Genomic DNA, 24,272 nt, shown 5'->3' on the forward strand with positions numbered 1-24,272 from the left:
CTGAATCGGTTCAATTCAGACTGAACGAGAAGCCTTGCCGCGCGCAATGCACATTGCTGCAACGCACCAATGCAGAAAGCGCTGAGCTTGACGCGGGGCTATGTCAGGCGAGCGGCTTCAGCTCCTGGGCGATGGTTGGCAACAGCTCCGAGACGTTGGGGTGGATATGCACGGCGCGCGCCAGCGTATCGACCGACGCCTTGGCGTACATCAGGTCGAGCACGCAGTGCACTGCCTCGTCGCCGCCGGGGCCGAGCACGGAGCAGCCGAGGATTTCCCTGGTGTCGGCATCGACCAGGATCTTCATGAAACCTTGCGTCTCGCCCTTTTCGATGGCGCGGCCGACGCGGGTCATTGGTCGCTGGCCGACCAGCGCCTTGCGCCCGGATTTCTTCACCGCCGCCTCGGTCATGCCGCAGCGGCCGAGCGGCGGATCGATGTAGAGCGCATAGGCCTCGATGCGGTCGCTGACCTTGCGCGGATCGTCGTCGAGCAGATTGGCGGCGACGATCTCATAGTCGTTGTAGGAGGTGTGGGTGAAGGCGCCCTTGCCGTTGCAGTCGCCCATCGCCCAGATGCCGGGCACGCTGGTGCGCAACTGGTCGTCGACGGTGACGAAGCCGCGCAGATCGACCGTGATGCCGGCCTTGTCGAGGCCGAGGTCGTCGGTGTTGGGGGTGCGGCCGAGTGCCAGAAGCACATGCGAGCCGACCGCCGGCGGCTTGCCGGATGAGAAGGTCACGGCGATGTCCTTGCCCTGTCTGGCAAAGCGGATGTCGTCGGCGCCGACATGGACTTCTATGGCTTCGTTTTCGAGGATCGATAGGATGGCCGCCGACACGTCCTCGTCCTCGCGGCCGGTCAGGCGCGAACTCTTCTCGATGACGGTGACTTCAGAGCCGAAGCGGCGAAACATCTGCGCGAATTCAAGAGAGATGTAGCTGCCGCCGACGATGACGAGGTGGCGCGGCAGAATTTCGAGGTCCATCATTGAGGAGTTGGTGAGGTAGTCGACGTCGTTGACGCCGGGCAGGTCGGGCACCGAGGCGCGGCCGCCGGTGTTGAGGAAGATCTTTTCGGCAGTCAGAAGCTCGTCGCCGACGCGCACCGTGTTGGCGGATTCGAAGCGGGCATGGCCGCGATAGAGCGTGCAGCCCTTCATGCCGGCGATCCAGGTCTCCAGATTGGTGCGGGAGTCATTGGTGACCTTGTCCTTGCGCGCCTTGATCCTCTTGTAGTCCACGCCGACAGGGCCTGAGAACGTCACGCCATAGTCCGCGGCACGCCGCGCCAGATGCGCGGCATAGGCGCTGGCGACCATGGTCTTCGTCGGCATGCAGCCGGTGTTGACGCAGGTGCCGCCGACCAGCTTGCGCTCGATCAGCGCCACGCTCATGCCGGCTGACGTCAGCCGGCCGGCGAGAGGAGGGCCGGCCTGTCCGGCGCCGATGATGATGGCGTCGTATGTCTTGGCGTCTGAGGCTTGGGCAGTCATACCACCGCCGCCACGATCAGCAGGCCGCCGATGATCGCCACCGCGTCCTCGATGAGGGCGGCAGGCAAATCCTTGCCGAAGGCGGCGGCCAACCGGCCGCGCGCTTCGGCGCCGCCATAGGTGCCGATGACGGCGCCGATGGCGCCGGCAATCAGGCCGCCAATGGTGGAACCGGCGGTGGCGCCGATCACCGCGCCGCTGAAGGCGCCAAGCAGGATGCGGGCGCCGAATTGCTGCGGCACCTTGCGGCTCGGCGTCGAGGGCAGCTGGTCGGTGACCAGTTCGACGATGGCGAGGATGGTGAAGATACCGACGGCGGCCCAATGGCCCATGAAACTTGCCCAGGTGCCGGCCACCGGCAGCCAGCCGAGATACGCGCCCCAGGCGATCGCGGCCGGCGCGGTCATGGCGCGAAGACCGGCAATGACGCCGATCAGAAGTGCAAGCAAATAGAGCATGTCGATCCCCTCGAAAGCAGGCCCGGGACTGGCCCACGAGGGCAAGCTAGCATAGGTCCAACGTTTGACCAGAGTCGGCACTGGTGCTTCTTCCATCAGTGAGCATTGTACTTTGGTAAACAGTCGAACACGACGAAGGGACGGAGTCGCTGTGATGGCCGATAGCGAACGCACAAGGATGATTGCAGGCGAATGGTACACCTGCATCGACGACGAACTAGAGGCGCTGCGGGTGATCGCGCGCGATGCGGTGTTCGAGCATAATACGCTACCGCCCCAGCAACGCGGCAATATCGGTCCGGCGCTGTCGGTGCTGCTCGGCAGCACGGGCGAGGGCGGCCGCATTGAGGCGCCGTTCCACTGCGCCTACGGTTTCAACATCCATCTCGGCGACGGCGCCTTCCTCAATGCCGGCTGCACCATCCTCGACACCGCGCCGGTGCGTATCGGCAGGCGGACGCTTCTCGGCCCCAATGTGCAGATCTACTGCGCCGAGCACCACAAGGAGGCCGCGGGCCGTCAGGCGGGACTGGAGATTGCCCGGCCGGTCACCATTGGCAATGACGCCTGGATCGGCGGCAGCGCCATCATCCTCGGCGGCATTAGCATCGGCGATGGCGCCATAGTCGGCGCCGGCGCGGTGGTGACGCGCGACGTGCCTGACAACACCACAGTGGTCGGCAATCCGGCGCGGGCGGTCAAGCGGGGCTGAACTCGTCGTGGGCGGTCAGTATGAAGCCGTACGTGCCATGCGCTCGTCCGGACCGGCTCGCCGCGAGAATTCACGCCGGTATTGGGCCGGTGACGTCTTGAGCCGTGCGGCGAAATGCTGGCGCAGCGAGGTGGCGCTGCCGAAGCCGGCTTCGAAGGCCACCATGTCCATCGATTTTTCCGTCGCCTCCAGCAGCCGTTGCGCCAGTTCGGTGCGTTGGCCGGCCAACCATTCGCCAAAGCTGGTGCCGATCGATTTCTGGAAACGGCGGGTGAAAGTGCGCCGAGTCAGGCCCGCGGCCTCCGCGACGCGGTCGAGGTTGTGCGTTTGTCCGAGCGTTGCCCGCACCGTGTCCAGCGCCAGGGTGAAGCGGTCGGTGGCCGGGGTTTTCGCCAGCGGGCGCTCGATGAACTGCGCCTGCCCACCCTGCCGGTGCGGCGACAGTACAATGTGCCTTGCCAGCCGCAGCGCTACCTCTGCGCCATAGCGCGCGCGCACAATGTGCAGGCAGCAGTCGAGCCCGGCGGCGACGCCGGCCGAGGTGACGATGTCGCCGTCGTCGACATAGAGCACGTCGGCGTCGACTTCGATGTCCGGGTACAATGCCTGCAACCGGTCGGTGGAGGCCCAATGTGTCGTCGCACGCCGGCCCGCAAGCAGCCCGGCGGCGGCAATGGCGAAGGTGCCGAGACAGAGGCCGACGATCAGCGCACCGCGCCGGTGCGCGTGGGTGAGCGCTGCCAGGAGCGGCGGCGGAAGTGGGGCCTCGAGATCCTTCCAGCTCGGAACGATGACGATGTCGGCATCGTCGAATGCGGAAAGGCCATACGGCACCGCGATGGTCAGCCCGGCATCGGTGTGGATCGCTCCATCGTCGAGCGCGCAGACGCGAAAGTCGAAACGCGGCAGGCCAAGCATGGTGCGGTCGGTGCCGAACACCACGCACGGCACGGAGAGGTGGAACGGGCTGATGCCGTCAAAGGCGAGAACGGCAATGATCGGGTCGGCCATGCGTGTTTCCAGCAAGCGAAAAGCGGATTGTCCCAATTCTTTCGACTGATGTCAATCGGGCCACTTTTGGCAGTCGGGCGATTCGCCTATTTCCTGTCCCATTCGAGCTCGAAGGAGAACACCATGTCCGCCAATATCACGCCACGCCGCGCACTCATCGTTATCGATGTCCAGAACGATTATGATGGCGGCAACCTCGCCATCCAGTGTCCGCCGTTCCGCGACAGCGTCGTCAATGTCGCGCGCGCTATGGATGCCGCCGCTGCGGCCGGCGTGAAGGTGGTGGTCGTCAAGCAGATGGCGCCCGAGACCTCGCCAGTCTTCGCCAAGGGCAGCCATGGCGGCGAACTGCATCCCGAGATCGCCCGGCGAAGCCGCGACCACTATGTCGAGAAGTCACTGCCTAGCGCCTTTGCCGGCACCGACCTCGAGGCGTGGCTGCGCGCCAATACCATCGATACGATAACGGTGATCGGCTACATGACGCATAATTGCGACCTGTCGAGCATCATCCACGCCGCGCATGTCGGCTTTGCGGTCGAGTTCCTGTCCGACGCCACCGGTTCGCTGCCTTACGCCAACAGCGCCGGCTACGCCTCGGCCGAGGAGATCCACCGCGTGGTGTCCATCATCCTGCAGTCGCGCTTTGCGGCCGTGCTCAAGACCGCCGAATGGATCGATTGCCTGAAGACCGGTGCTTTGCCCGAACGCGACACGCCCTATGCGTCCAACCAGCGCGCGCTGGCGCGCAACGCTGCATAGGCAAATTGCCGAGAAGGAACAGGGGCGCCGCAGTCTGCGGCGCCCCTTGGCGTTCCTGATCACGAACACCGGGGCGTGGCCTCGTTTGGAAGTCTTTTCGGCTGGGCCCATTCACTTTCGGGATGATGAGCCGGCTAAACGCAAGAAACTCAGATCGGGCTCTATCTCAGGATGGGGAACTGGAGAACAGAGTGAAGTCTTTCACAGACGAAGGCCTCTCTCCGAGGAACGGTATATCTGGATCAAGGGGTGGGACGGGGTAGACTTCCCCGGGAGAAACAAGTGAAAGCGCGAATTGCACGAACTACAGTCGTTCTCGCCTTGGCTGGTGCCGCGGCACTCTTGCCATGGCCCGCTTTCGCCCAGGTCCCTTCGCACGCGCCGGGGACGATCTGCTTCACTCAATCCTTCTGGTGCTGGGCGCAGCCGCCCGGCCCGCCCGGATATCCGTGCGGGTGCCCGTCGCAATACGGCTATGTGCCGGGCTATCTAGGGTAGTCGTCAGGCGGGGGGATTTCACGATGACGACGACACCGGCCGACCCTCTCGTTTCTGGACTCATCGCGGACGCCAAGCTGGTCGCCAACTACGGCCGCTACGGTGTGTTCAAGGACAGTTCCCTGTTTGCGGCCATCGGCAATGCCGAAAAGCTCGACGATGCGACGGCCAGCCAGCCTGAGGTCGTCAATCTTCAGACGGTTTTCAACGATTGTTCCGGCACCGTGCCATTTGCCACCCTGGCGGCACTGCGATCGGGCTGGTCGCCCGGTGACATGTCGCGCAAGACCGCGCTGGCGACGTACTTTCTCGTGGCTCTTTCCGTGCTTTTCATGGTTGTAACCGGAAGATTGACGTACATTTACAACAAGGGAGTCGCGATAAACTCCGAACTCATAGAAATCGACAACAATGATTTCAGCGCACGGTTCGGACAGGCGATACGCCAGGTTGGGGCGACGAAGAAACAACTGAGCTCGGCATCGTCCGAGCAGGCTTCGACCACGGATCTGACGCTTCTGAAGGACGCCTATTACAATTCGGAAGATAGCCTTCACGCTCTCGACCAGCGCTTTTCCTCCCTGGTGAGAAGAGCGCAAGGGTTCATGACTGAGGACGCGCAATTCCCGATCTGGGGAATGCAATGGATGTACTGCAAATTTTATTCGTAGCGGCGGGCCAGGCTCAGTATTCCCAGCAAGGTGCCATAGACCAGTTCTGTGACCAGCCGCTGGGGGTGAGTAAATCCACGCCTCCAGACAAGCTCAAGGAGCTCCCCAATCAGCCGGATGCCTATTGCGCGCAGATAAACACCGAAAAGAAAAACCCGAACAATCTTGAAGGTACGTCTTCGGAAAAAGTGACGGACGTGAATGCCGATTTCGACGAGGCAACGCGCAGCCTGCAGTGCGACGGAGTGATCACGATCGCGCCGAACTCGATCTACACGCTGACCGCGCAGATAAAGACGCTGGACGAGGTTCTCAGCCCATATGCCTTGTGGATACTCCCAGCCTTCTACGGCGCGCTCGGAGCCATCATGTTTCACATGCGGATGATCCTCAATCCGCTGCTGCCCAATCCACCGCTGTCGCGGCTGATCCACAGGATCGCACTGGGGGCGCTGGCCGGCATGGTGCTTGCCTGGTTTGTAGCACCGGGCACCAAGCTTGGAGAGGAGGCTTCGGGAATAGGCTTCAGCCTCTTCACCTTCTCCTTCCTGTTTGGGTTCAGTCTGGATATCTTCTTCACCATTCTCGACCAGTTCGTCAGCATGTCGGTCGCCGGGATCAAGAAGTTCGGGTCCTCGACAGTGGCGTGAGAAGCCCGGCAAGCAAAAGGGCGCCGCATGGCTGCGGCGCCCTTGGTTGTCGAGACAAATCTCAGAACAGGCCTTCGATCTGGCCGGCCTCGTTGAGGAAGATTTTTTCCGAGGACGGCGCCTTGGGCAGGCCGGGCATGGTCATGACCTCGCCGCAGATGACGACGACGAAGCCGGCGCCCGCCGAAAGCCTGACCTCGCGCACCGGCACGGTGTGCCCGGTCGGCGCGCCGCGCAGGTTCGGGTCGGTCGAGAAGGAATATTGGGTCTTGGCCATGCAGACCGGCAGGTGCCCGTAGCCGGCCTGCTCCCAGGCATGCAGCTGGTCGCGCACCGACTTGTCGGCGATCGCCTCGTCGCCGCGATAGATGCGCTGGACGATGGTGTTGATCTTCTCGAACAGCGGCATTGCGTCGGGATAGAGCGGCGCGAACTGCGAGGCGCCGGATTCGGCGATCTCGACGACCTTGCGCGCCAACTCCTCAATGCCGGCAGAGCCATTGGCCCAATGCTTGCACAGGATCGCCTCGGCGCCGAGCGAGGCGACGAAATCCTTCATCGCCTGGATTTCCACCTTGGTATCGGTGGTGAAATGATTGATCGCCACGATCGCAGGCACGCCGAACTGTTTCACATTCTCGATGTGGCGGCCCAGATTGAGGCAGCCCTTCTTGACTGCCTCGATGTTTTCCTTGCCGAGGTCTTCCTTCTTGACGCCGCCATTCATCTTCATGGCGCGCACGGTGGCGACGATGACGGCAGCCGCCGGCTTCAAACCCGCCTTGCGGCACTTGATGTCGAAGAATTTTTCGGCTCCGAGGTCGGCGCCGAAGCCGGCTTCGGTGACGACGTAGTCGGCGAGCTTCAGCGCCGTGGTGGTGGCGACCACCGAGTTGCAGCCATGCGCGATGTTGGCGAACGGACCGCCATGGACGAAGGCCGGGTTGTTTTCCAGCGTCTGCACCAGGTTTGGCTGCATGGCGTCCTTCAGCAGCACCGCCATGGCGCCGTCGGCCTTGAGGTCGCGGGCATAGACCGGCGTCTTGTCGCGGCGGTAGGCGACGATGATGTCGCCAAGGCGCTTTTCCAGATCCTTGAGGTCGGTGGAAAGGCACAGGATAGCCATGACTTCCGAGGCGACGGTGATGTCGAAGCCGGCCTCGCGCGGATAGCCGTTGGCGACGCCGCCGAGCGAGCAGATGATTTCGCGCAGCGCCCGGTCGTTCATGTCCATGACGCGGCGCCAGGCGACGCGGCGGGTGTCGATGCCGAGCTCATTGCCCCAGTAGATGTGGTTGTCGATCAGCGCCGACAGAAGGTTGTGCGCCGTGGTGATGGCGTGGAAGTCGCCGGTGAAGTGGAGGTTCATGTCCTCCATCGGCACGACCTGCGCGTAGCCGCCGCCGGCAGCACCGCCCTTGACGCCGAAATTCGGGCCGAGCGAAGCCTCGCGGATGCAGACGATCGCCTTCTTGCCGATGCGGTTCAGACCGTCACCAAGGCCGACGGTGGTGGTCGTCTTGCCTTCGCCGGCCGGCGTCGGGTTGATGGCGGTGACGAGGATCAGCTTGCCGTCCTTGTTGCCCTTCACCGATTTGATGAATTCGGCCGAAATCTTCGCCTTGTCGTGGCCGTAGGGCAAAAGGTGCTCGGTCGGGATGCCGATCTTCTGGCCGATCTCCTGGATCTGCTTTTTCTTGGCGCCGCGCGCGATCTCGATGTCGGACTTCACTTCGGCCATGACGGCTTTCCTTCGGATTGGACGGTGGAGGGGACGGGTTTGATCTCACTCGCAGGCATGTTGAACCCGGGCGCGGGCATGTTCTAACCCTGTCGCTCCCGCGGCGTCAACTTGCATGCAACTATGTTTCCTATGAAGAAAGTGTCTCCGCGGCCGGCCGACCTGTCGCCGGTTCTTCCTGGCTCCGTTGCCGCGCCGTATAGAAGCCAGAGGACGCGACGTTCCGCCGTCTCAAAACAGCCGCCCAATGCACGGAATGCGACAGAGGCGACGGCGCAAATTCGCCATCGCTCGCCGGGAAAGCTGTGGACGCTACTGAGTCAGGACGTTGCTGATCTCGACCATGTTGGAGCGCACGCGAAGCACGTAGAAACCCATCGTCGTCAGGTGCGTCGGCATGATCCAGCCATCCTCGCGGCCATTGGCGATGATGAAGGGCTGGATGCGCAGGGCCGAGACGAATTGCGCATCCATCGTGTCCCACAGATTGCCGAGATGCTTTTCCTTGATGACGTCCTCGAAGTCGGCCTGGGCGCCCTTCATCAGGCCGTAATAGGCATAGAGCTGGCCATAGGCGAACCAGAAGCGGTCGTCGGCGCGGAAGTCGAACCAGCCATTGTTATGGTTTTCGGCGCGCTCCTTGAGGATCGCGGAGGTGGAACCGATGTCGGAGGAGATGCGGTCGATATACTGCTTCAGATTGTCGGCGCGGGCATCGAACGTCGCCTGGCAGCTGCCGAGGCGGGCGTTGAAGGAGCGCAGCTTGGTGACGGCATCGCGATAATAGCTCGGCGTCGGCGTCTTGGGGCCGAACGGGTTGAGGCCGAAATACCAGGTCTCCTCGTCGAACTGCAGATTGCCGCGCGCATCCTGCAGGTCGCCGTCGATCTGCGATGTGGTGCGAACACGCCCGAGATTGTCGGCAAGCTCGGTGGCGGTGCGCCGCACCGCCTGGTTGATGCCGCGCTGGAACGAGGCCTTGTTGTCCATGAACGGCGTGTTGTCCCAGTCGATGCCGAACAGGCCGAGTTTGTAGAGGATCATCGACGAGATCCAGGCATTCTGGTTGACGTTGAAGTCCGTCAGGTCGGCCGCCACCTGGGCGATGCCCGAATTGCCGCAGGTCTTGGCGGTGTCGGTGCCGGCGCCGGCGGCGACCTGTTCGCCGGCGGAAATGTTGCGGTTCTCGAAGGTGTATTTGTCGACGTAGTTGGGATCGAACTTGTTCCACCACTGGGTGGCGTAGAAGAAATTGGCGTAGAGGCCGATCAACACCAGAAGCGCGAGGCCGACCACAGCCTTCAGGATCCAGCCGCGCTGCGTATACCAGCGCCCAGCCCAGAGGAACGGCCACAGGATCGCGCCGATGACGAGGCCGATGCCGCGGCCGATCCATTGGAAGATGCGGGTGAAGAAATTCACGATCGGATCAAGCATGGCTCTCGTTCACCCCTCAGTCAGTCAGGCCGTAAAGGCGCGTGCGAAACGCCACTTTGTCTTTCAAATATGTGGTTTTCAGAACGTCCACAACATGCGACCGCCAGGCGTCGCTGTAGCCGTCATAGTCCTTGTAGAAGCCCGGCTTGTTGAAGACGTAACGCGAGACAAAGTCCTGCGGCACGAAATCCGAGATCAGCTGGTTGGTCAGCCAGGCGTCGGGATGGTCGGGCTTGCCACGCACGACCAGGAAGCGCTGTTGCGGAAACACATCCTCGATCTTGAGATGGCCGAGCTGGGCGATCTCACGCTTGGCGGCGTTGAGAAAGGGGAAATTGCCGTCCTTGGTGATCAGATCGGCATGGCCATGGATCCAGGTCTGCAGCCAGACCTTGTCGACCTCGGTCAAATTGCGGTTCGGCTCTGTGTCGCGGATGAGAGAGCGCACCACCATCTCGGCGCGATGCTCGAGATAGCCCGAGCTTTCGACCCATGACGCGCGCGGCAATTCGATGCGGCCGGTGCTGGCCAGGAACTTGAACACCTTGTCGGCATCGTTGATCGAGAGATAGCTGACCTGCCAGGGCCGCGAACGGCGAAAGCCGGGGGCGGCCGGGTCGCCGATGACGGTGGTCATATCAGGATCGACGAAGACGTAGACGCCGCCGAAATGGCTGGTCCAGTAGGCGTTGTGGCGGAAGATCACCTGGTCGGGCACCAGCGCATTCTCACGGATATCGCCGCAGACCTTCGCCAGCTCCACCATACGGCTCAGCATGGTGTTGTCGCGCCAGGCATCGGGCTCCTGCTTCAGCCGGTCGACCAGCTTGCCGAGTTCGGCGGCCTTGCCCAGCACGTCCTCGGCCGAAAGCACCCGGAACTCGACCTGGCTGATCGACAGCAGATCCTCGATGTCGTTGACCAGGGGAACGGAATCCTCGATCTCGCCGTAGATGACATCCTTGATGGTCAGCGCATCGATGGCGCGCTGGTTCTTGGACATGAACTCGAACATCAGCTGCGAGGTGTTGGAAAAGGCGGTGTGCACCACCGGCAGATCGATCTGCGAAGGCGTCAGGATGATGAAGCGGCGGTTGACCTCATTGGGGTCGAGATAATCGTAATCGCCGCATTCCTCGGCCACTTCGGGCGAGAAGCCGGTGCGGTCGATCTGGAAGCTCTTCAGCTTGGTGGGCTTGAGGCCGAAGGCAACAAGCGCCTTGTTGTAGCGCTGGATGAGGTGCGACTCGTCGACGGTGAGCAAGCGGCCGTAGATCAGCTCATTGTCGCGGAGAAGGTCGGGTTTTTTGGCGTGGCTCATGCAGAACGTTCCGAGCGGCGTTGCCTGTTGTGGCGAAGCGCCAACGCTGACGCCTCCCTCTCCCCGTTCTTCACGGGGAGAGGGTAAGGGTGAGGGGCAGCGCTAGCATTCAAGGACATGTCTCCCCATGGCCTTTGGCGTCAATAAATCGAAGATCATTGGTCCGGATGTCCCGATCGAGGCGCTGTTCGATAGCTGCCAGTATGGTCGGAGCGATCTCTGGTCCACGCATGCGCCGCCCCTCACCCTTGCCCTCGCCGCGTGAAGGACGGGGAGAGGGGGGCGTCAGCGTTAGCGCCAAGCCTTTCAGCACCCGCGGGCAGCGAAGGAAGTTCACGCATTCCAGAGCCCCTTCTTCTTCATCTCCTCCATCTCGCGCCCCGCCCGTTCGCGCAGGCGTGCGTCGCGCAGCAGCTTCTCCACCGCGGCGTCGTCGGATTTGTCGGAATAGCGGAACTCCGAGTCGGCGTAGCGGTTGATCTCCTGCATGACCATGTCCATCGAGAACGGCCCCCGCAGTTCCTCGATCATGGCCTTCTTTTCGTCGTAGCCCTTGTGCATGAAGACTTCCGGCTTCTCGAACCAGTCGTCGGGCAGCTCGATGTCCATGGCGCGCATCTTGATGGCGTCGGTGACGTTCTTGATGGCTCGGCCGGTGAAGCGCGGCTCGGCATCCTTGATCAGGTGCAGATAAGTGCCGATGTCGGCCATCGATTTCGGCGCGCCATTCTCCTTCATGTAGCGCTCATAGACCTTCATCAGCCCGTCTTCCTGAGGCTTCTCGTGCTCCTCATAGGCTTCGGTCACCGCGCGCTGGATCTCCTGCGCGGCGTAGAGCTTGTGGTCGCCGAGTGGGATCTTGTGGTTCTTGCCGGCAAGCAGGACGAAGATGTCGATATAGTCGTCGCGGCTCTGTGGGCCGTCGACCAGCCAGCGGGCCCCGGCGCGCTGGCGCAGCGCATCGTCGACATTTTCGGGATAGTTGGAAAACATGCCGAACGAGCAATTGCCGCGCACCACCGTGCCGGCGCCGGCAAAGGCGTCCATCAAGACGCCGGTGATTTCCTGTTGGCCGGCCGAGGCGCGGTCGTCGGAGCGGCGGGCCGCCACCTGGTCGATGTCGTCGACGGTGCCGAAACCGATGACGCGTGGGTTCAAGACATTGTTGATGAACTGGCGGCAATTCTGGCCGGATTTGCCCTGGTAGGACGAGATCTGGTCGACGCCGAAATTCTCATAGGCGAAGGGATAGCCGGCAACCTGGCAATAATTGTTGACGAGGCCGGCGATCATCTGGATCAGCGTCGTCTTGCCGGTGCCCGGCGCGCCGTCGCCGATGAAGGTGAAGAGGAAGCCCCCGAGTTCGACGAACGGGTTCAACTCGCGCTCGAAATCGTAGGCCATCAGCATCTTGGCGAGCTTGACCGACTGGTATTTGGCAATGTGGTTGCCGACGACCTCTTCCGGCTTCTTGAAGGTCATCACCAGCGGCTTGGAGCGCTTGCCGGGCGCGACGTCGAAGCCGTCGAGGGTGAAATCGTCGGCGTCGATGCGGATATGGGCGTTCTCGAACGGGCCGATGCCGTCGAAGCGGCCTTTACGGGCCAAGAGCCCGTCAATGGCAACACGGGCGAAAGCACGCGCCCGGGTCGTCAGGTCGCCATCGTCCTTCGACCCGGTGATCGCCTTGTCCAACCCAGCCACGATCGACTTCACCGCGTCCTGCGGCGTGTCGAACAGGAAGTCGGGTTCGGGGATATCGTTGGGCGCCTCGCCATCGCTGTCGATCAGCTGGAACAGATAGGAGGCAAGGCTGAAGGCCGAAACGTAAGCAGAGGCTGACAGAAGCTTCTTGAAGGTCGCGGCTTCATCGCCTTCGAGCGGTGCGCGGGTGTTCTTGGCCTGCAGGCTTTCAAGGTCGGAGCCTTCGGCGAAGACATCGGAAATGGCGAGCGCAATCGCCAGGCCGCGGCGGGCGCGAAACAAAAGCGTGTGCTGCGGGATGCTCATCAACTGGTCGTCGGGATGGATCGCGGCGACGGTCTTGGTAAGCTCGACCTCGCGTGTGCGGCGCACCGAGCCGACCGAGACGGTGGAGACGAAGCGGCGGTTGGTGCCGGCAAGCGCGGTGCCGGATTCGCGTGAAGGATCCTCCAGCACGACGACGCGAGTGATGAAGCTTTGCGCGGTTGCGCGGTGCTTTTCGATAGCCGCTTCTGGAATGGTGGTCAGGCCGGTGTCCATCGTATCAATCCTCCTCGCGACTCACTCTTGTGCCTGCCCTCGCGTGAGCAAAATTGAAAACATCCCGTCAAAGGGTTCGTGATCGGGAAAGCGTTCGGCTTGAAAGATGGCCTCTCCCGGCCCTCCAAGCTTGAAACGGCAACGCTCAGTCCGTGCAAGACAATAAGCGACAGCCTGGTACTCAGTTAGGTCCGCTAACATCGCGCTAACGCAAATCTGATTCGGTTTTCCGTTGTTAGATGGCGGTCCGAATTCAACACGGTCTTCTGGCTCAAATGCATATCTTTTCATCAATCTTGGCCAGTGATATTCGACAAGCTTTTGTCTATTGTCGCAAAAGAACTGAATCACGATTTTTACATTGTAGCTATATCTTGGTTGCCGACTCTGTCTTATTCCAACGATCGGACGGGATGAATTACGTGTTCGGACAGGTAATTTTTCGACCAGAACGAGCATGACGCCTCCGGATCGAATGTGACGGTATGCTTCATATTGATCCAATTCGTACCAATAGAAAGTACAGATCGTGTCACCGTCTGTATTTTCATCTTCAGACCGCGAAGTAACCGGTCTGTAGCCGAACCCGGAAAACCATTCGGATAAGCCGGAAATTTGTTGAAGAACAAAAAACGCGGCAAGCGCCGGGTCTGCAACATCGATATAATTGAAAGCTTCAAGCTTCCGCACCCCATCCGGTAATCCTCGATGACGCCACCGACTTTCAACGTGAACCCGGTGTCCGAGAATGCGCTCAAGGTTACGCAATGGTCGGGCGGTCAGTTTGTGCTTCTTGTAAGCACCGATATGCATATCGACATCCCACCAAGCGAGAACCCGGTAGGGCGATTCATTACTGCGGGAAGCAAGGTTATCCGTTTCGATCACAATCGCCTTCTGCCCCTGACCGCGCCCCGGAGATTGTCAGGCCCACCAAAAATGCCACCTCACACATCGCTGATCACCTGTCCGTTGGACAGAATATGGACCTTGTAGCCGGAAAAGATCTTTTGAGCTTCGCCGGCGGCGTAGAGTGCTTGATAGGCTTCGTGCGGGATCAGGGCGTGGTTCTCGTAGCTCGACACACCCTGGCGCGCGGCTTCGAGATCGTCGGTGTTGATAAAGAATTCCTGCGTCGTCTTCTCGCTCGAAAACAGCCCCTTGCGGCCGGGTTTCTCGCCCTTGGAGTAGACCTCCTGGATGGTCCAGGTGAGCAGCCAGGCATTTTCCGGTTTGCGCACCTTGGCCAGCACCTCGGTCACGGTCGAATTGTTGTCCGTAATGCCTGCGGAATAAAAGGGGCCGAGCACGACGCGGCGCAGCTGCTTAGGGTGCAGCGGCTCGAAATCCTTGTCGAGATTGACCGCAATCGTTGCGGGCGAAAGCGTGTAGGCGGAATTCTTCTCGGTGAAATCGTCGAAGCGATGGGCGAGTTCGGGGTTGAGCAGGCCGTCCACCGGCAGCGGGATGTCGACCCGTTCATTGAGCTTGCCGCTGCTGTCAACGAGCTGCCGGATCATGCTTTCGGAGGAATCCTCCACCGTCACCATGTAGACCAGCGGCAGGTTGGCGCTGCCGTCGAAGCTCGCCCAGTGCACGAGGTAATAGGGACGCCCGGTCTTTGGATTGACCGAGACCTTGGCCGTCTGCGCCAGCGAGAACGGGCCAAAAGTCTGTTCGCTCTTGACGTCCTCGAGATAGAGCCGCTCGGCCATCGACTTCTGCAGCGCTTCGGGGAATTCCTTGTGGCGCAGGATGAAGTCGGCCATTTCCTCGCGCAATTCGCCGGCCAGCGGAATGTTGGCCAGCCGCGCCTCGGCCTGGCGGCGGTCGTTTTCCAGTTCGAGCAGGTTCTGGAAGACGGGATAGCCGCTGTCGGCGCGCGAAATGCGGAACGTGTCCATGAAGCCGAGCCGGTTGCGCCAGCAGGAAAACGATTTGTCCAGCCGGGCAATGTATTCGGCGACAATCTTGGCGACGATGCCGTGCCGGTAAAGCGGCGAGCGGTCGTCGCGCATGAACACTTCGAGGCCGCTGAGTGCCGCCGTGATGGCGGAAAAATAGCGCGCCGCCGCTTCGTTTTCGGGAGTCATGCCGGTGTGCCCGCGTGCAGCCGCTCCTTACGACTGCACGTAGTTGGCCGAATTGTGCTTCTTCATCACGTCGTCGAAACGGCGGGCGAAGGCGTCGTCGGCGAGCTTCTTGCGGCGCTGGATGTCGGAGCTGGCGACCATGTTCTTCTCGTGCATTTCGAGGAGATCGCCGATGTGCTTTTGCGAGGCGGCGCCAATGCCGGCCATGGTCTCTTCGGCGGTGTTGTCAACCTGGCTGCCCAGCGTGTTGATCTTGTGGGCGACATCCTGCTGGGCGGCGGTCTTCAAGGAATCTTCCAGTGCCTTGTAGAGCACGATGCGCTGCTCGGTATCGATGGTCAGCTTGTTGATCAGCGTCGACTGCGCTGCGATCTGATTGTTGAGCGAATCGACGAAGGTCTGGAACATCGAGGTGTAGCGTTCCAGCGTCTGGCTTTCGGCCAGAAGCTCCTGCTCCTTGGCCTGCTTTTCATTGTATTCGGTCGCCAGTTTCGAGCGCTCGCCCTCAAGCTGCGTGCGCTCCTTCTGACTGGTAGAAGCGGCGATCTTGTTTTCGATGTCGAGCAGCAGCGGATTGACCTCCTCGATGCGCTTCTGCACCGCCTCGAGGTTGGTCATGGTGACCTTGCGGCGCTCGATCACCTGCGACAGGCTGTTTTCCGAGGTCTTGTAGCGCTGGTCGAGGACCTCTTTCTGCGCTTTCAGGATGCCGACGATGGTGTCGGACTTGACCAGAAGCTCCTGCAGATTGCCGGCCAGCGACATGTTGCGGACGCGGTCGGTGCGCATGCGCTGCTTGCGTTGCGCCGAGAAGACACCGACGAAGCTTTCCCAGCCGGTGTAGTTCTTCATGCTCTCGAATTCAGTGCCGAAGACGTTGGTGGCGTCTTCCAGCCCGATGATCAGGTCGGCGATGTTGCCTTCCATCACCTTCTGCTGCTTCAGCACGTCCTCGATGCGGGCATTCTCGATGTCGAAATTGGCGTCGCCGATCTTCTTGTCGGCGGTGGCCAGCGTATCAAGCACCGTGCCCGACTGCTCGATCTTGGAGCGCATGTCCTGCACGACCTGCCTGGTCTTGGCAATTTCGGCATCGAAATTCTGCAATGTCGCCATAGGGGCCTCCCGCTTCGGCTTCCGGTCGCTGGCTGCGAACAGCGGCGAATATATGTGGGGTATCAGGGGATTGAAAGACGCAAGACAAGACCCGCCCCGAAAACAAAAAAATACGCGGTCGTCTTGAAAGGCAATGAAGGCGGGTCATGGCGTGATTAACCAGCCGGCCAAGTGTCGTTCAACCGTCATTGAACTTTGGCGTCTGCGAAGCAGTCGATCTCGGACAGTGTAGGTGTCCCGAATTCGATAGAGGGCCCAATGAGTTGCAAGCGCGAGATCACGCTACGCATTGCGCCGTTCAAGGCTTCGGATCCGCCTTCAGATAGGCGATGACGTTGGCGATGTCCTCGTCGCTGCTCAGGCCGGAGAAGCCCATCCTGTTGCCGGGTACTTTCAGCTTGGGAGCGCCAAGATAGGCTTTGAGGTTGGCTTCGTCCCAGACCAGGCCGGCCGCGCCGGCGTCCTTCATGGCCTGCGAATAGTTGAAGTTCTGGGCGGTGCCGGCGGTGCGGCCGACGATACCGAGGAGATGCGGGCCGACCTTGTCGCGGTCGCTTGCCGCCTCGTGACAGGCCATGCAGCGGTAGAACACTTTCTTGCCAAGTGCTGCATCGCCGTCGGCCAGCGCGGCGAGGATACCGGCCAAGTAAATGACAAGGCCTGATGAAATGGCTCGAAGCATGGCGGTTCCCGGCTGGCTCTGGCTGAGGGCAAAATAGGCTGCAGGCCTTAACAAACGCCGTATGCCGCTGGATAGCAGCCGGGCTCAATCCGTGCGCGGGATCGCCGCGACCGCCTGCTTGACCTGCTTTTCAATCGCCGCCGACGAATGATTATCGCGCACGAAAGCGCGGCCGATCTCCGCCATCTCGGCGGCCGCTTGCGGGCGTGTCGCGAGATCGATGATTTTCGATGCCAACTTGCCGGCATCGTCGCTGGACAGGAAATGCCTGCCCGCCTGCAGGCCAAGCCCTTCGACGGCCTTTTCGGTGGCGGCGACGACAAGGCCCGCCGCCATCGCCTCCAGCACCTTGATGCGGGTTCCGCCGCCGAAGCGCAGCGGGATCGGCGCATAGCCGGCGCGTCCAAGCAATTCCGGCAGATGCGGCGGGTTCTCGATCAACCGCAGACCATGCCTGGTGCATAGACCGCGCACGACATCGCGCGGGTTTCTGCCGGCGACGGTGATCGACCAGGGCCGGCCGGAGGCGGCGAGGCACGGCGCCATCGCGCGGCCGATCTGCTTGACGGCGTCGATGTTGGGAAAATAGCCGAGATGCCCGATGAAGCACAGGCTGAGCTCACTGAAGCGCTCGGCAGCAATCGGCAGGGAGAGCACGCTCTCGTCTGGAATGGGGTTGGCGACGAACCTGACGTCGTTGACGGGGCCGAGAGCGGACAGAAGCGCTTCGTCGGCCCGCGAACAAACCCAGACCTGGTCGGCCAGGGCAGCCGCACACCTGTCGGCTTCGCGCGCCTCTGCCTTCCTTCGCTTGTTTTGGCGCCAGTCTCGAATTTGCTGCCAGAGCGTCAGGCCGGCGATCCGGTCGGACACCGTCCGGGAATCAATGTTGTGCTGGTCAAGGACGGTGCGCGCGCGATGCTTCGGCGCCAGCGTCAGCAGCTGCGAAAGCACGATCTCCTCGATTACCACGAGATCGGGCGCGAATTCCCTCCAGATGGCGTCGGCCTCGGCCAGCTCGTCGTCCGGCATCATATGCACGGTCGGGTGCGGGCCGCGCCTGCCCCAGGGCGCCCTGCCGCGCGCTGCCTCGATGATCCGGTGACGGATGTTCGGCGGTGTGGAGGCCGCCGGGGCGCCAGTCAGGCTTACCGTAAGGACTTCGCCCATCGTTGCCAAAGCGCGTGCATTGACGGCGTTCCGGATCTCGCCGCCGGAGATCGGCGGAAACGGGCAATCGACTGTGAACTGCAGAATTTTCATGTTGCCCCGGCGTTCAGCCTCTGGTGAAGCCAATGAAATCGTCAGGCGCGGCACGGCCCATTTCCTCTTCCCAGTGGCGGCGGCAGAGCGAGACATAGACGTCCTTGCCGATCGCCACCTGTTCGCCTTGTCTGGCCACCTTGCCGTCAGCGCCGAGACGCACGACCATCGTCGCCTTGCGGCCGCAGCGGCAGATGGTGCGCACTTCGCGCAGATCGTCGGCGATGGCCAGAAGCGCTCGCGAACCGGAAAACAGATTGCCCTGGAAATCGGTGCGCAGGCCGTAGCACATCACCGGGATGTTCAGCCGGTCGGCGATACGGGCGAGCTGCCAGACCTGCTCTTCCTCGAGAAATTGCGCCTCGTCGACAAAGATGCAATGCACCGTCGTATGTTCGTGATGCTCGGCGACGCGAGCGTAGAGATCGTCGCCGTCGCGGAACATCTCGGCCTCCGTCTCCAGGCCGATGCGCGACGAGATCAGCCCGGTATCGCCCTTTCTGTAGTGGCCGGCGACGAACAGCATCGTCGTCATACCGCGTTCGCGATAATTGTAGGACGCCTGCAGCAGCATTGTCGTTTTGCCGGCATTCATCGTCGCATAGTGGAAGTAGAGCTTGGCCATGCCGTCCTTTTAAGCCGAGTTGGCGCTGTGCGGGGAGAGGGCACCGCTGCATTTCATGGGAAAAGCCGTCTGCCATCGAAAAAGCAGCAGGCGTGTCGCTGTTTGGCCAGTCCGCGCCGTTGATCGTGATTGTCTTAGCGCTTGAAACCACACCAGAATGGTGTTTGGCTGACGAAACAAGGCGGGCAGAGAAACCGTATTACGCTTCGCCAAAGAATCACAATGGGAGACTGCCAATGTCGCGTATGAACACCTTCGTCGCCGGTCTCGGCCTGGCGACTTTTCTGTCCACGAGCGCTGCACTTGCCGGCGATCCGGAGAGCTGCAAGGCGGTGCGCCTTTCCGATGTCGGCTGGACCGACATCCAGGCAACCACCGGCGTCGCTTCGGTGCTGCTCACCGCGCTCGGCTACGAGCCGCAGACGATCCAGCTGTCGGTGCCGGTGACCATGGCGTCGCTGAAAAACAAGGATCTCGACGTCTTCCTCGGCAACTGGATGCCGTCGATGACCAACGACATCAAGGACTACACCGCCGATGGTTCGGTCGAGACGATCGGCACCAACCTGACCGGCGCCGGCTACGGCATCGTCGTACCGACCTATGTCGCGGAGGCCGGCGTCAAGTCGCTGACCGACATCGGCAAGTTCAAGGACAAGTTCAACGGCAAGATCTATGGCATCGAGGCGGGCAATGACGGCAACCGCATCATCCTCGACATGATCAAGAATCCGAAGGACAATCTCGAAGGCTTCGAGCTGGTCGAGTCCTCGGAAGCCGGCATGCTGACGCAGGCCGAGCAGTCGATCAAGAACAATGAGTGGATCGCGTTTCTCGGCTGGACGCCGCACCCGGTGATGGGCGCCATGAAGCTCACCTATCTCGACGGCATGGGCGACAGCGGCTTCGGCGCCGCCACCGTCTACACCAATGTGCGCAAGGGCTACACCACCGAATGCCCGAATGCCGGCAAGTTCATCGCCAACCTGAAGTTCAACCTGGACATGGAAGGCGAGATGATGGACGCGATCCTGAAGGGCGGCGACGCCAACACGGTCGCAGCCGACTGGCTGAAGAAGCACCCTGACGCGGTTGCGCCGTGGATTGCCGGCGTCACCACCTTCGATGGCGGCGATGCGGCAGCGGCGGTCAAGACCGCGCTCGGAAGCTGAGCCGACTGGATTCGGCAAAGCCGAACCGGGAAGGGCAGCCAATCTAGAAAAGGCTGCCCTTTTTCATATCCTGTGAGAAGATGACCTAACGACAGCGGAGGCCGGAAGCAGGCGGTCTCTCGCATGAGAGGGGCGATATGGATCCGATTTCGAAATTCATGGTCGATCACAAGATACCGATCGGCGCCTGGGGAAAGGCGTTCTTCGGTTTCCTCACCGACAATTTCGACACCGTGTTCAGGGCCTTCTCGAATGGCCTCAATTTCCTGCTCGACGGGCTGGTTGGCATCCTTTTGATGGTGCCGCCGGTGCTGCTGGCGCTGATCATCGCCATCATCGCCTGGCTGCTGCAGCGCTCTCGGCCGCTGGCCATAGGCGTCTTTCTCGGCCTGATCTTCATCATCAACCAGAATCTCTGGAAGCAGACGGTGCAGACGCTGGTGCTGGTCGTGGCCGCCGCCGCCATGGCGATGGCCATCGGCGTGCCGCTCGGCATCTGGGCCGCGCACAAGCCGAAGGTCTACCGCATCATGCTGCCGGTGCTCGACCTGATGCAGACGCTGCCGACCTTCGTCTACCTGATCCCGGTCCTGACCCTGTTCGGTCTCGGCAACGCGCCCGGCCTAATCGTCACCATCATCTTCGTCATCCCGACCGCGGTCCGGCTCACCCACCTCGGCGTCGTCTCGGTGCCGAAGTCGATCATCGAGGCCGGCGAGGCGTTTGGCGCCACCAAGCAGCAGCTGCTGTGGAAGGTCGAATTGCCCTCGGCGCTGCCGACCATCATGGCCGGGCTGACGCAGTCGATCATGCTGTCGCTGTCGATGGTGGTGTTTGCAGCACTCATCGGCGCCGGCGGCCTCGGCACTGAAATCAACCGCGCGCTCGGCTCGCGCCGTATCGATCTCGGGCTCGAGGCGGGCCTGGCGATTGTCGTACTCGCCATCGTGCTCGACCGGATGACGCGTATCGGCGTTGGAGGCAAGAAATGACCGTCGCCGTTGACTTCAAGAATGTCGATATCGTCTTCGGGTCCGACCAGGCCGGTTCGCTGGCGCTGATCGACGGCGGCGCCACGCGCGCCGAAATCCTCGAAAAGACCGGCAATGTGCTGGGTTGCGCCGGCGCCAGCCTGACCGTGCATGAGGGCGAAATCTCGGTGCTGATGGGCCTGTCCGGCTCGGGCAAGTCGACGCTGCTGCGGGCGGTCAACCGGCTCAACGTGGTGTCGCGCGGCCAGGTGCTGGTCAAGGACGGCGACAATATCGTCGATGTCGTGACCTGCGATCAGGCGACGCTGCGGCGGCTGCGGCAGAAGCAGGTGGCGATGGTGTTCCAGCAGTTCGGCCTGCTGCCTTGGCGTACGGTGGAGGAGAATGTCGGCCTCGGCCTCGAACTCGCCGGCGTGCCGGAGCAAGAGCGCAAGGAGCGCGTGCAACGCCAGCTGAAACTGGTCAATCTCGACCAGTGGTCGAAGAAATACGCGCATGAGCTGTCCGGCGGCATGCAGCAGCGCGTCGGCCTGGCCCGTGCCTTCGCCACCGAGGCGCCGATCCTGCTGATGGACGAGCCGTTCTCTGCGCTCGATCCGCTGATCCGCACCAAGCTGCAGGACGAATTGCTGCAGCTGCAGGCGGAGCTGAAGAAGACCATCATCTTCGTCAGCCATGATCTGGAAGAGGCGCTGAAGATCGGCACCCACATCACCATCATGGAGGGCGGTCGCATCGTGCAGACCGGGGCGCCGGAAGACATCGTGCTCAAGCCCGCCAATGACTATGTCCGCGACTTCATCGCCAATGTGAATCCGTTGTCGGTGCTGACCGCCTGGAACGTCATGCGCGACAGCCGCGACCTCGAGCACGGCGATAATGGCTGGGTGTGGCTCGACCGGCGCAAGACGACGCGCTTTAAGATCGACGAGCACGGGCTGGTGGCGGCGGCGGAACGCGACGGCAAACCGGCGGTATGGGTTTCATGCGCCGATGTCGAGGCGCAGCCGGAGGAGACGGCGCAAGTGTTCTGGGCCAACCCCGGCACGTCGCTGAAGACGGTGATGCTGGCCATGCACCGCTCGCAGACGGCACCGGTGGCGCTGTTCGACGACCAGTCCCGCTTTGTCGGCGCCATCGGCATACGCGATGTGCTGAGCGCAGTGTTGCGGCGCTAGATCATGATGAGATTTGGTTGAAATCTCATCATGATCTAACCCTTTGTTGGAGCATGATCTTTTCCAAAAACCGGTACCCACTTTTTGGGATCATGCTCTAAGCCAGCCCGATGCGCGTGGCGCCGAGCTTGAACAGGGCTGTGGCATCCCGGTCGAAGCGGAAGGTGTCGATGAAGTCGTCGGCTCGGTAATCCGGAAGCGTCTTGCGGATGGCGGCGGCGAAGTTTTTCGCCTCGTCCAGCCGCCCAGCCAACGCCAGGCAGTGGGCGGCGATCGACAGGATGATGACATGTGCGTTGGGGCGGGCGGCCGCCTTCAGCGCCCATTCGGCCGCCTCGTCGAACTGGCCGAGGCGGACATGCGCCATGGCGCGTGCGCCCAGCATGCCGAACAGCATCGGGTCGAACGGCGACAGATGGCGCGAATGATCCGACGATCCGATCGCCGCGTGCGGGTCGCCCGACTGCGAATGCACGAAGGACAGCGCATAGTGGCCAAGCGCGAAGTTCGGGCTGAGGTCGACGGCTCTTTGCAGTTCTAGCACGGACGCATCACCCTCGCCGCGCAGCCACAGCGCCCGGCCCATCGCCCAGTGCGCGGCGGGATTATGATCGTCGACCAAAACGCTCTGGCCGGCCGCCTCAAAGGCAAGCGCGCTGTCCTGGTCGCGGTCGCCCCAGCGCTGGAAGGCGCTCTGCCAATGGGTGAAGGACAGGCCGGCATAGGCGCGGGTAAAGGTCGGATCCTGCTGCAGTGCGATGCCGAAGAAATGCCTGGCCTGCTCGTTTTCGCTGCGGGTGAAGCGATACATATGCCAGAGTCCTCGATGGTAGGCCTCCCAGGCATTGAGCGAATTGGGCGCCTTCAGCATGGCGCGGTTGCGCTCGACCATCTCTATCTCGGATGAGATGAAGGCCACGATGCTGTTGCCGATATCGTCGAGGACAATGAAGATGTCCTCGGGCTTGCGCTCGAAGGTCTCGGCCCAGACGATCCTGGCCGTGCGCACCTCGACAAGCTCGACGGTGACGATCAGGCGGCCGGTCAGGCTGCGCACCGTGCCGGTGGCGACATAGTCGACATCCAGCCTGCGGCCGGCATCTTCCGGCGCGATGTTCTTTTCTGCCAGCGCAAAGACCGAGCCCCGGGCGATTACAAAGAAGTCCCTGAGCTTGGCGAGGCGGGTAATGATGTCGTGGGTCAAGCCGTCGGCCAGCCCACCACAAACGCCGCCGGCATCTTCGGCAAATGGCATCACGGCAAGCGAAGCTTTGTGGGGCGCCGCGGCTTCGGTGGGGGCACGCGCGATCGGGCTGTGGCCCGCCACCGGCGCTACCGCAGGCTGTGCCGGCAAAGTCGCGCAGTGACGTTCCGCGCGAATGGCAAGCCACGCCTGGCGCACAGGGCCGAAATCCAGCTCTTCCGATTGGAAGAGCGATGCCGCAGCGGCAAGATGGTCTTCGCAGGCGCCGAACTGGCCGCGCCGCGCCAGCCTCACCAGGAGTGCGACATGGGCGCTGCTGTCGAACGGGGTCAATTCCAGCCATTTTTCGAGATGGGCGGAGACGTCTTCGGAATCGGCCGGCAGCGTCTTGACCAGATGTTCCAGTATAGCAGCTTGGCAGGAACCGAAACGGCGGCGCTGCGCTGTCAGCCAGCTGTTGAAGAGAGGGCTGCGGTCGATCTCCAGCCCTTCGAGGAAGTCGCCGACGAACAGGTCGGAGAGCAACTGCAGTCGCGTCGGCTCGAGCGTTTCGATGCCTGCGGCAGTTGCCGCGCCAACATCCAGCACGTCGACCGAGATACCGTCGAGATCAAGCACGATCGTATCATGCACGGTTACGATCCGGCCGCGGCCCGGTTCGTCGAGCGCGGCCCGCAGCTTGCTCAGGCACCAGCGAAGCTCACCCCTGGGATCATTTGGAACGTCCCACAGCAACTCGCAGAGCTTGCCACGTCCGACCGGATGGGGCGCCAGCGCCAGATAGGCCAGCAGCGCGCGCAGCTTGCGCGATGCCGGCAAGGCCACCGGAGCGGCGTCGCGCACAATCGCCAGCGGGCCGAAAAGCCGCAGAGACAGGCCTTTCCGGCTGCTTGCCTGGCTCGATTCCACGCCTGTTTCCACGCCTTTTCCCACGCTTGCCCACCGGA

The 24,272-nt window shown here is 62.1% G+C and carries 22 protein-coding genes; 8 read left to right on the forward strand and 14 right to left on the reverse strand.

Features of this window, described 5'->3' with window-relative positions; translation table 11 throughout:
* Window positions 1-103: 103 nt before the first annotated feature.
* Both NKL04_RS00730 and NKL04_RS00735 read right to left on the reverse strand, forming a co-directional pair.
* Window positions 104-1,495 (reverse strand): FAD-containing oxidoreductase, encoded by a 1,392-nt coding sequence (locus tag NKL04_RS00730; RefSeq protein ID WP_023699692.1) that lies wholly within the window; start codon window positions 1,493-1,495, stop codon window positions 104-106.
* On the reverse strand, window positions 1,492-1,953 hold the full coding sequence (locus tag NKL04_RS00735; protein ID WP_023695827.1) for a membrane protein: 462 nt from the start codon (window positions 1,951-1,953) through the stop codon (window positions 1,492-1,494). The genes NKL04_RS00730 and NKL04_RS00735 overlap by 4 nt, the downstream gene beginning before the upstream one ends.
* A gap of 154 nt (window positions 1,954-2,107) precedes the next feature.
* Here NKL04_RS00735 and NKL04_RS00740 point away from each other — a divergent pair, with 154 nt between their 5' ends.
* The gene (locus NKL04_RS00740) at window positions 2,108-2,665 is read left to right on the forward strand and encodes a sugar O-acetyltransferase (RefSeq protein WP_023695826.1); all 558 of its coding nucleotides are present in this window, start codon (window positions 2,108-2,110) and stop codon (window positions 2,663-2,665) included.
* Window positions 2,666-2,680: 15 nt separating this feature from the next.
* Here the strand turns inward: NKL04_RS00740 and NKL04_RS00745 are convergent, their stop codons facing one another.
* Complete coding sequence (locus NKL04_RS00745; protein WP_023699691.1) at window positions 2,681-3,676, reverse strand: GlxA family transcriptional regulator; 996 nt, start codon at window positions 3,674-3,676, stop codon at window positions 2,681-2,683.
* A 123-nt stretch (window positions 3,677-3,799) separates the two neighbouring features.
* On the opposite strand from NKL04_RS00745, the gene NKL04_RS00750 reads away from it, so the two are divergent.
* The 3 genes from NKL04_RS00750 (at window position 3,800) to NKL04_RS00760 (ending at window position 6,257) form a co-directional block, all read left to right on the forward strand.
* Window positions 3,800-4,438 carry an isochorismatase family protein gene (locus NKL04_RS00750; protein WP_023686167.1) on the forward strand — a complete coding sequence of 213 codons (639 nt, stop codon included), beginning with the start codon at window positions 3,800-3,802 and terminating at the stop codon, window positions 4,436-4,438.
* 521 nt (window positions 4,439-4,959) lie between these two features.
* A complete protein-coding gene (locus NKL04_RS00755) occupies window positions 4,960-5,607 on the forward strand; it encodes a hypothetical protein (protein ID WP_023699690.1) in 648 nt (215 codons plus the stop codon).
* The gene (locus tag NKL04_RS00760) at window positions 5,580-6,257 is read left to right on the forward strand and encodes a hypothetical protein (protein WP_156951418.1); all 678 of its coding nucleotides are present in this window, start codon (window positions 5,580-5,582) and stop codon (window positions 6,255-6,257) included. Before NKL04_RS00755 ends, NKL04_RS00760 begins: the two co-directional genes overlap by 28 nt.
* A 61-nt stretch (window positions 6,258-6,318) precedes the next feature.
* On the opposite strand, the gene NKL04_RS00765 is transcribed toward NKL04_RS00760, so the two are convergent.
* The 3 genes from NKL04_RS00765 to NKL04_RS00775 form a co-directional block, all read right to left on the reverse strand.
* Window positions 6,319-7,998 (reverse strand): formate--tetrahydrofolate ligase, encoded by a 1,680-nt coding sequence (locus NKL04_RS00765; protein ID WP_023699688.1) that lies wholly within the window; start codon window positions 7,996-7,998, stop codon window positions 6,319-6,321.
* A gap of 312 nt (window positions 7,999-8,310) precedes the next feature.
* Complete coding sequence (locus NKL04_RS00770) at window positions 8,311-9,435, reverse strand: DUF2333 family protein (RefSeq protein WP_023686165.1); 1,125 nt, start codon at window positions 9,433-9,435, stop codon at window positions 8,311-8,313.
* A 16-nt stretch (window positions 9,436-9,451) separates the two neighbouring features.
* Window positions 9,452-10,756, reverse strand: coding sequence for a DUF6638 family protein (locus tag NKL04_RS00775; protein ID WP_023683664.1), 1,305 nt, complete (start codon window positions 10,754-10,756; stop codon window positions 9,452-9,454).
* Between the two features lie 127 nt (window positions 10,757-10,883).
* On the opposite strand from NKL04_RS00775, the gene NKL04_RS00780 reads away from it, so the two are divergent.
* Window positions 10,884-11,021 (forward strand): hypothetical protein, encoded by a 138-nt coding sequence (locus NKL04_RS00780; RefSeq protein ID WP_023701543.1) that lies wholly within the window; start codon window positions 10,884-10,886, stop codon window positions 11,019-11,021.
* Between the two features lie 68 nt (window positions 11,022-11,089).
* Here NKL04_RS00780 and NKL04_RS00785 read toward each other — a convergent pair whose 3' ends face one another.
* The 7 genes from NKL04_RS00785 to NKL04_RS00815 form a co-directional block, all read right to left on the reverse strand.
* The gene (locus tag NKL04_RS00785) at window positions 11,090-13,000 is read right to left on the reverse strand and encodes an ATP-binding protein (protein WP_023695821.1); all 1,911 of its coding nucleotides are present in this window, start codon (window positions 12,998-13,000) and stop codon (window positions 11,090-11,092) included.
* Between the two features lie 21 nt (window positions 13,001-13,021).
* On the reverse strand, window positions 13,022-13,888 hold the full coding sequence (locus tag NKL04_RS00790; RefSeq protein WP_156933372.1) for a hypothetical protein: 867 nt from the start codon (window positions 13,886-13,888) through the stop codon (window positions 13,022-13,024).
* Window positions 13,889-13,947: 59 nt separating this feature from the next.
* The gene (locus NKL04_RS00795; RefSeq protein WP_023669989.1) at window positions 13,948-15,093 is read right to left on the reverse strand and encodes a hypothetical protein; all 1,146 of its coding nucleotides are present in this window, start codon (window positions 15,091-15,093) and stop codon (window positions 13,948-13,950) included.
* A gap of 27 nt (window positions 15,094-15,120) precedes the next feature.
* The gene (locus tag NKL04_RS00800; RefSeq protein ID WP_023669990.1) at window positions 15,121-16,209 is read right to left on the reverse strand and encodes a hypothetical protein; all 1,089 of its coding nucleotides are present in this window, start codon (window positions 16,207-16,209) and stop codon (window positions 15,121-15,123) included.
* 298 nt (window positions 16,210-16,507) lie between these two features.
* Window positions 16,508-16,891, reverse strand: a complete 384-nt coding sequence (locus NKL04_RS00805; protein ID WP_023669991.1) for a c-type cytochrome — start codon at window positions 16,889-16,891, stop codon at window positions 16,508-16,510.
* 84 nt (window positions 16,892-16,975) lie between these two features.
* Window positions 16,976-18,154: a glycosyltransferase gene (locus tag NKL04_RS00810; protein WP_023701546.1), complete on the reverse strand. Its 1,179-nt coding sequence runs from the start codon at window positions 18,152-18,154 to the stop codon at window positions 16,976-16,978.
* 13 nt (window positions 18,155-18,167) lie between these two features.
* Complete coding sequence (locus tag NKL04_RS00815; RefSeq protein WP_023669993.1) at window positions 18,168-18,779, reverse strand: thymidine kinase; 612 nt, start codon at window positions 18,777-18,779, stop codon at window positions 18,168-18,170.
* A gap of 236 nt (window positions 18,780-19,015) precedes the next feature.
* Between NKL04_RS00815 and NKL04_RS00820 the strand changes: the two genes are divergently transcribed.
* The 3 genes from NKL04_RS00820 to choV all read left to right on the forward strand — a co-directional run bounded on the left by NKL04_RS00820 (window position 19,016) and on the right by choV (window position 22,121).
* A complete protein-coding gene (locus NKL04_RS00820) occupies window positions 19,016-19,951 on the forward strand; it encodes a choline ABC transporter substrate-binding protein (protein ID WP_023686157.1) in 936 nt (311 codons plus the stop codon).
* A 137-nt stretch (window positions 19,952-20,088) separates the two neighbouring features.
* Window positions 20,089-20,943 (forward strand): choline ABC transporter permease subunit, encoded by an 855-nt coding sequence (gene choW, locus NKL04_RS00825; RefSeq protein WP_023669995.1) that lies wholly within the window; start codon window positions 20,089-20,091, stop codon window positions 20,941-20,943.
* On the forward strand, window positions 20,940-22,121 hold the full coding sequence (choV, locus tag NKL04_RS00830) for a choline ABC transporter ATP-binding protein (protein ID WP_023669996.1): 1,182 nt from the start codon (window positions 20,940-20,942) through the stop codon (window positions 22,119-22,121). The genes choW and choV overlap by 4 nt, the downstream gene beginning before the upstream one ends.
* Window positions 22,122-22,218: 97 nt before the next feature.
* Here choV and NKL04_RS00835 read toward each other — a convergent pair whose 3' ends face one another.
* The gene (locus tag NKL04_RS00835) at window positions 22,219-24,234 is read right to left on the reverse strand and encodes a transcriptional regulator (RefSeq protein ID WP_031203841.1); all 2,016 of its coding nucleotides are present in this window, start codon (window positions 24,232-24,234) and stop codon (window positions 22,219-22,221) included.
* Between the last annotated feature and the right edge of the window lie 38 nt (window positions 24,235-24,272).

Origin of the sequence: Mesorhizobium sp. C264A, assembly GCF_040324515.1 — a bacterium.
GTDB lineage: Bacteria > Pseudomonadota > Alphaproteobacteria > Rhizobiales > Rhizobiaceae > Mesorhizobium.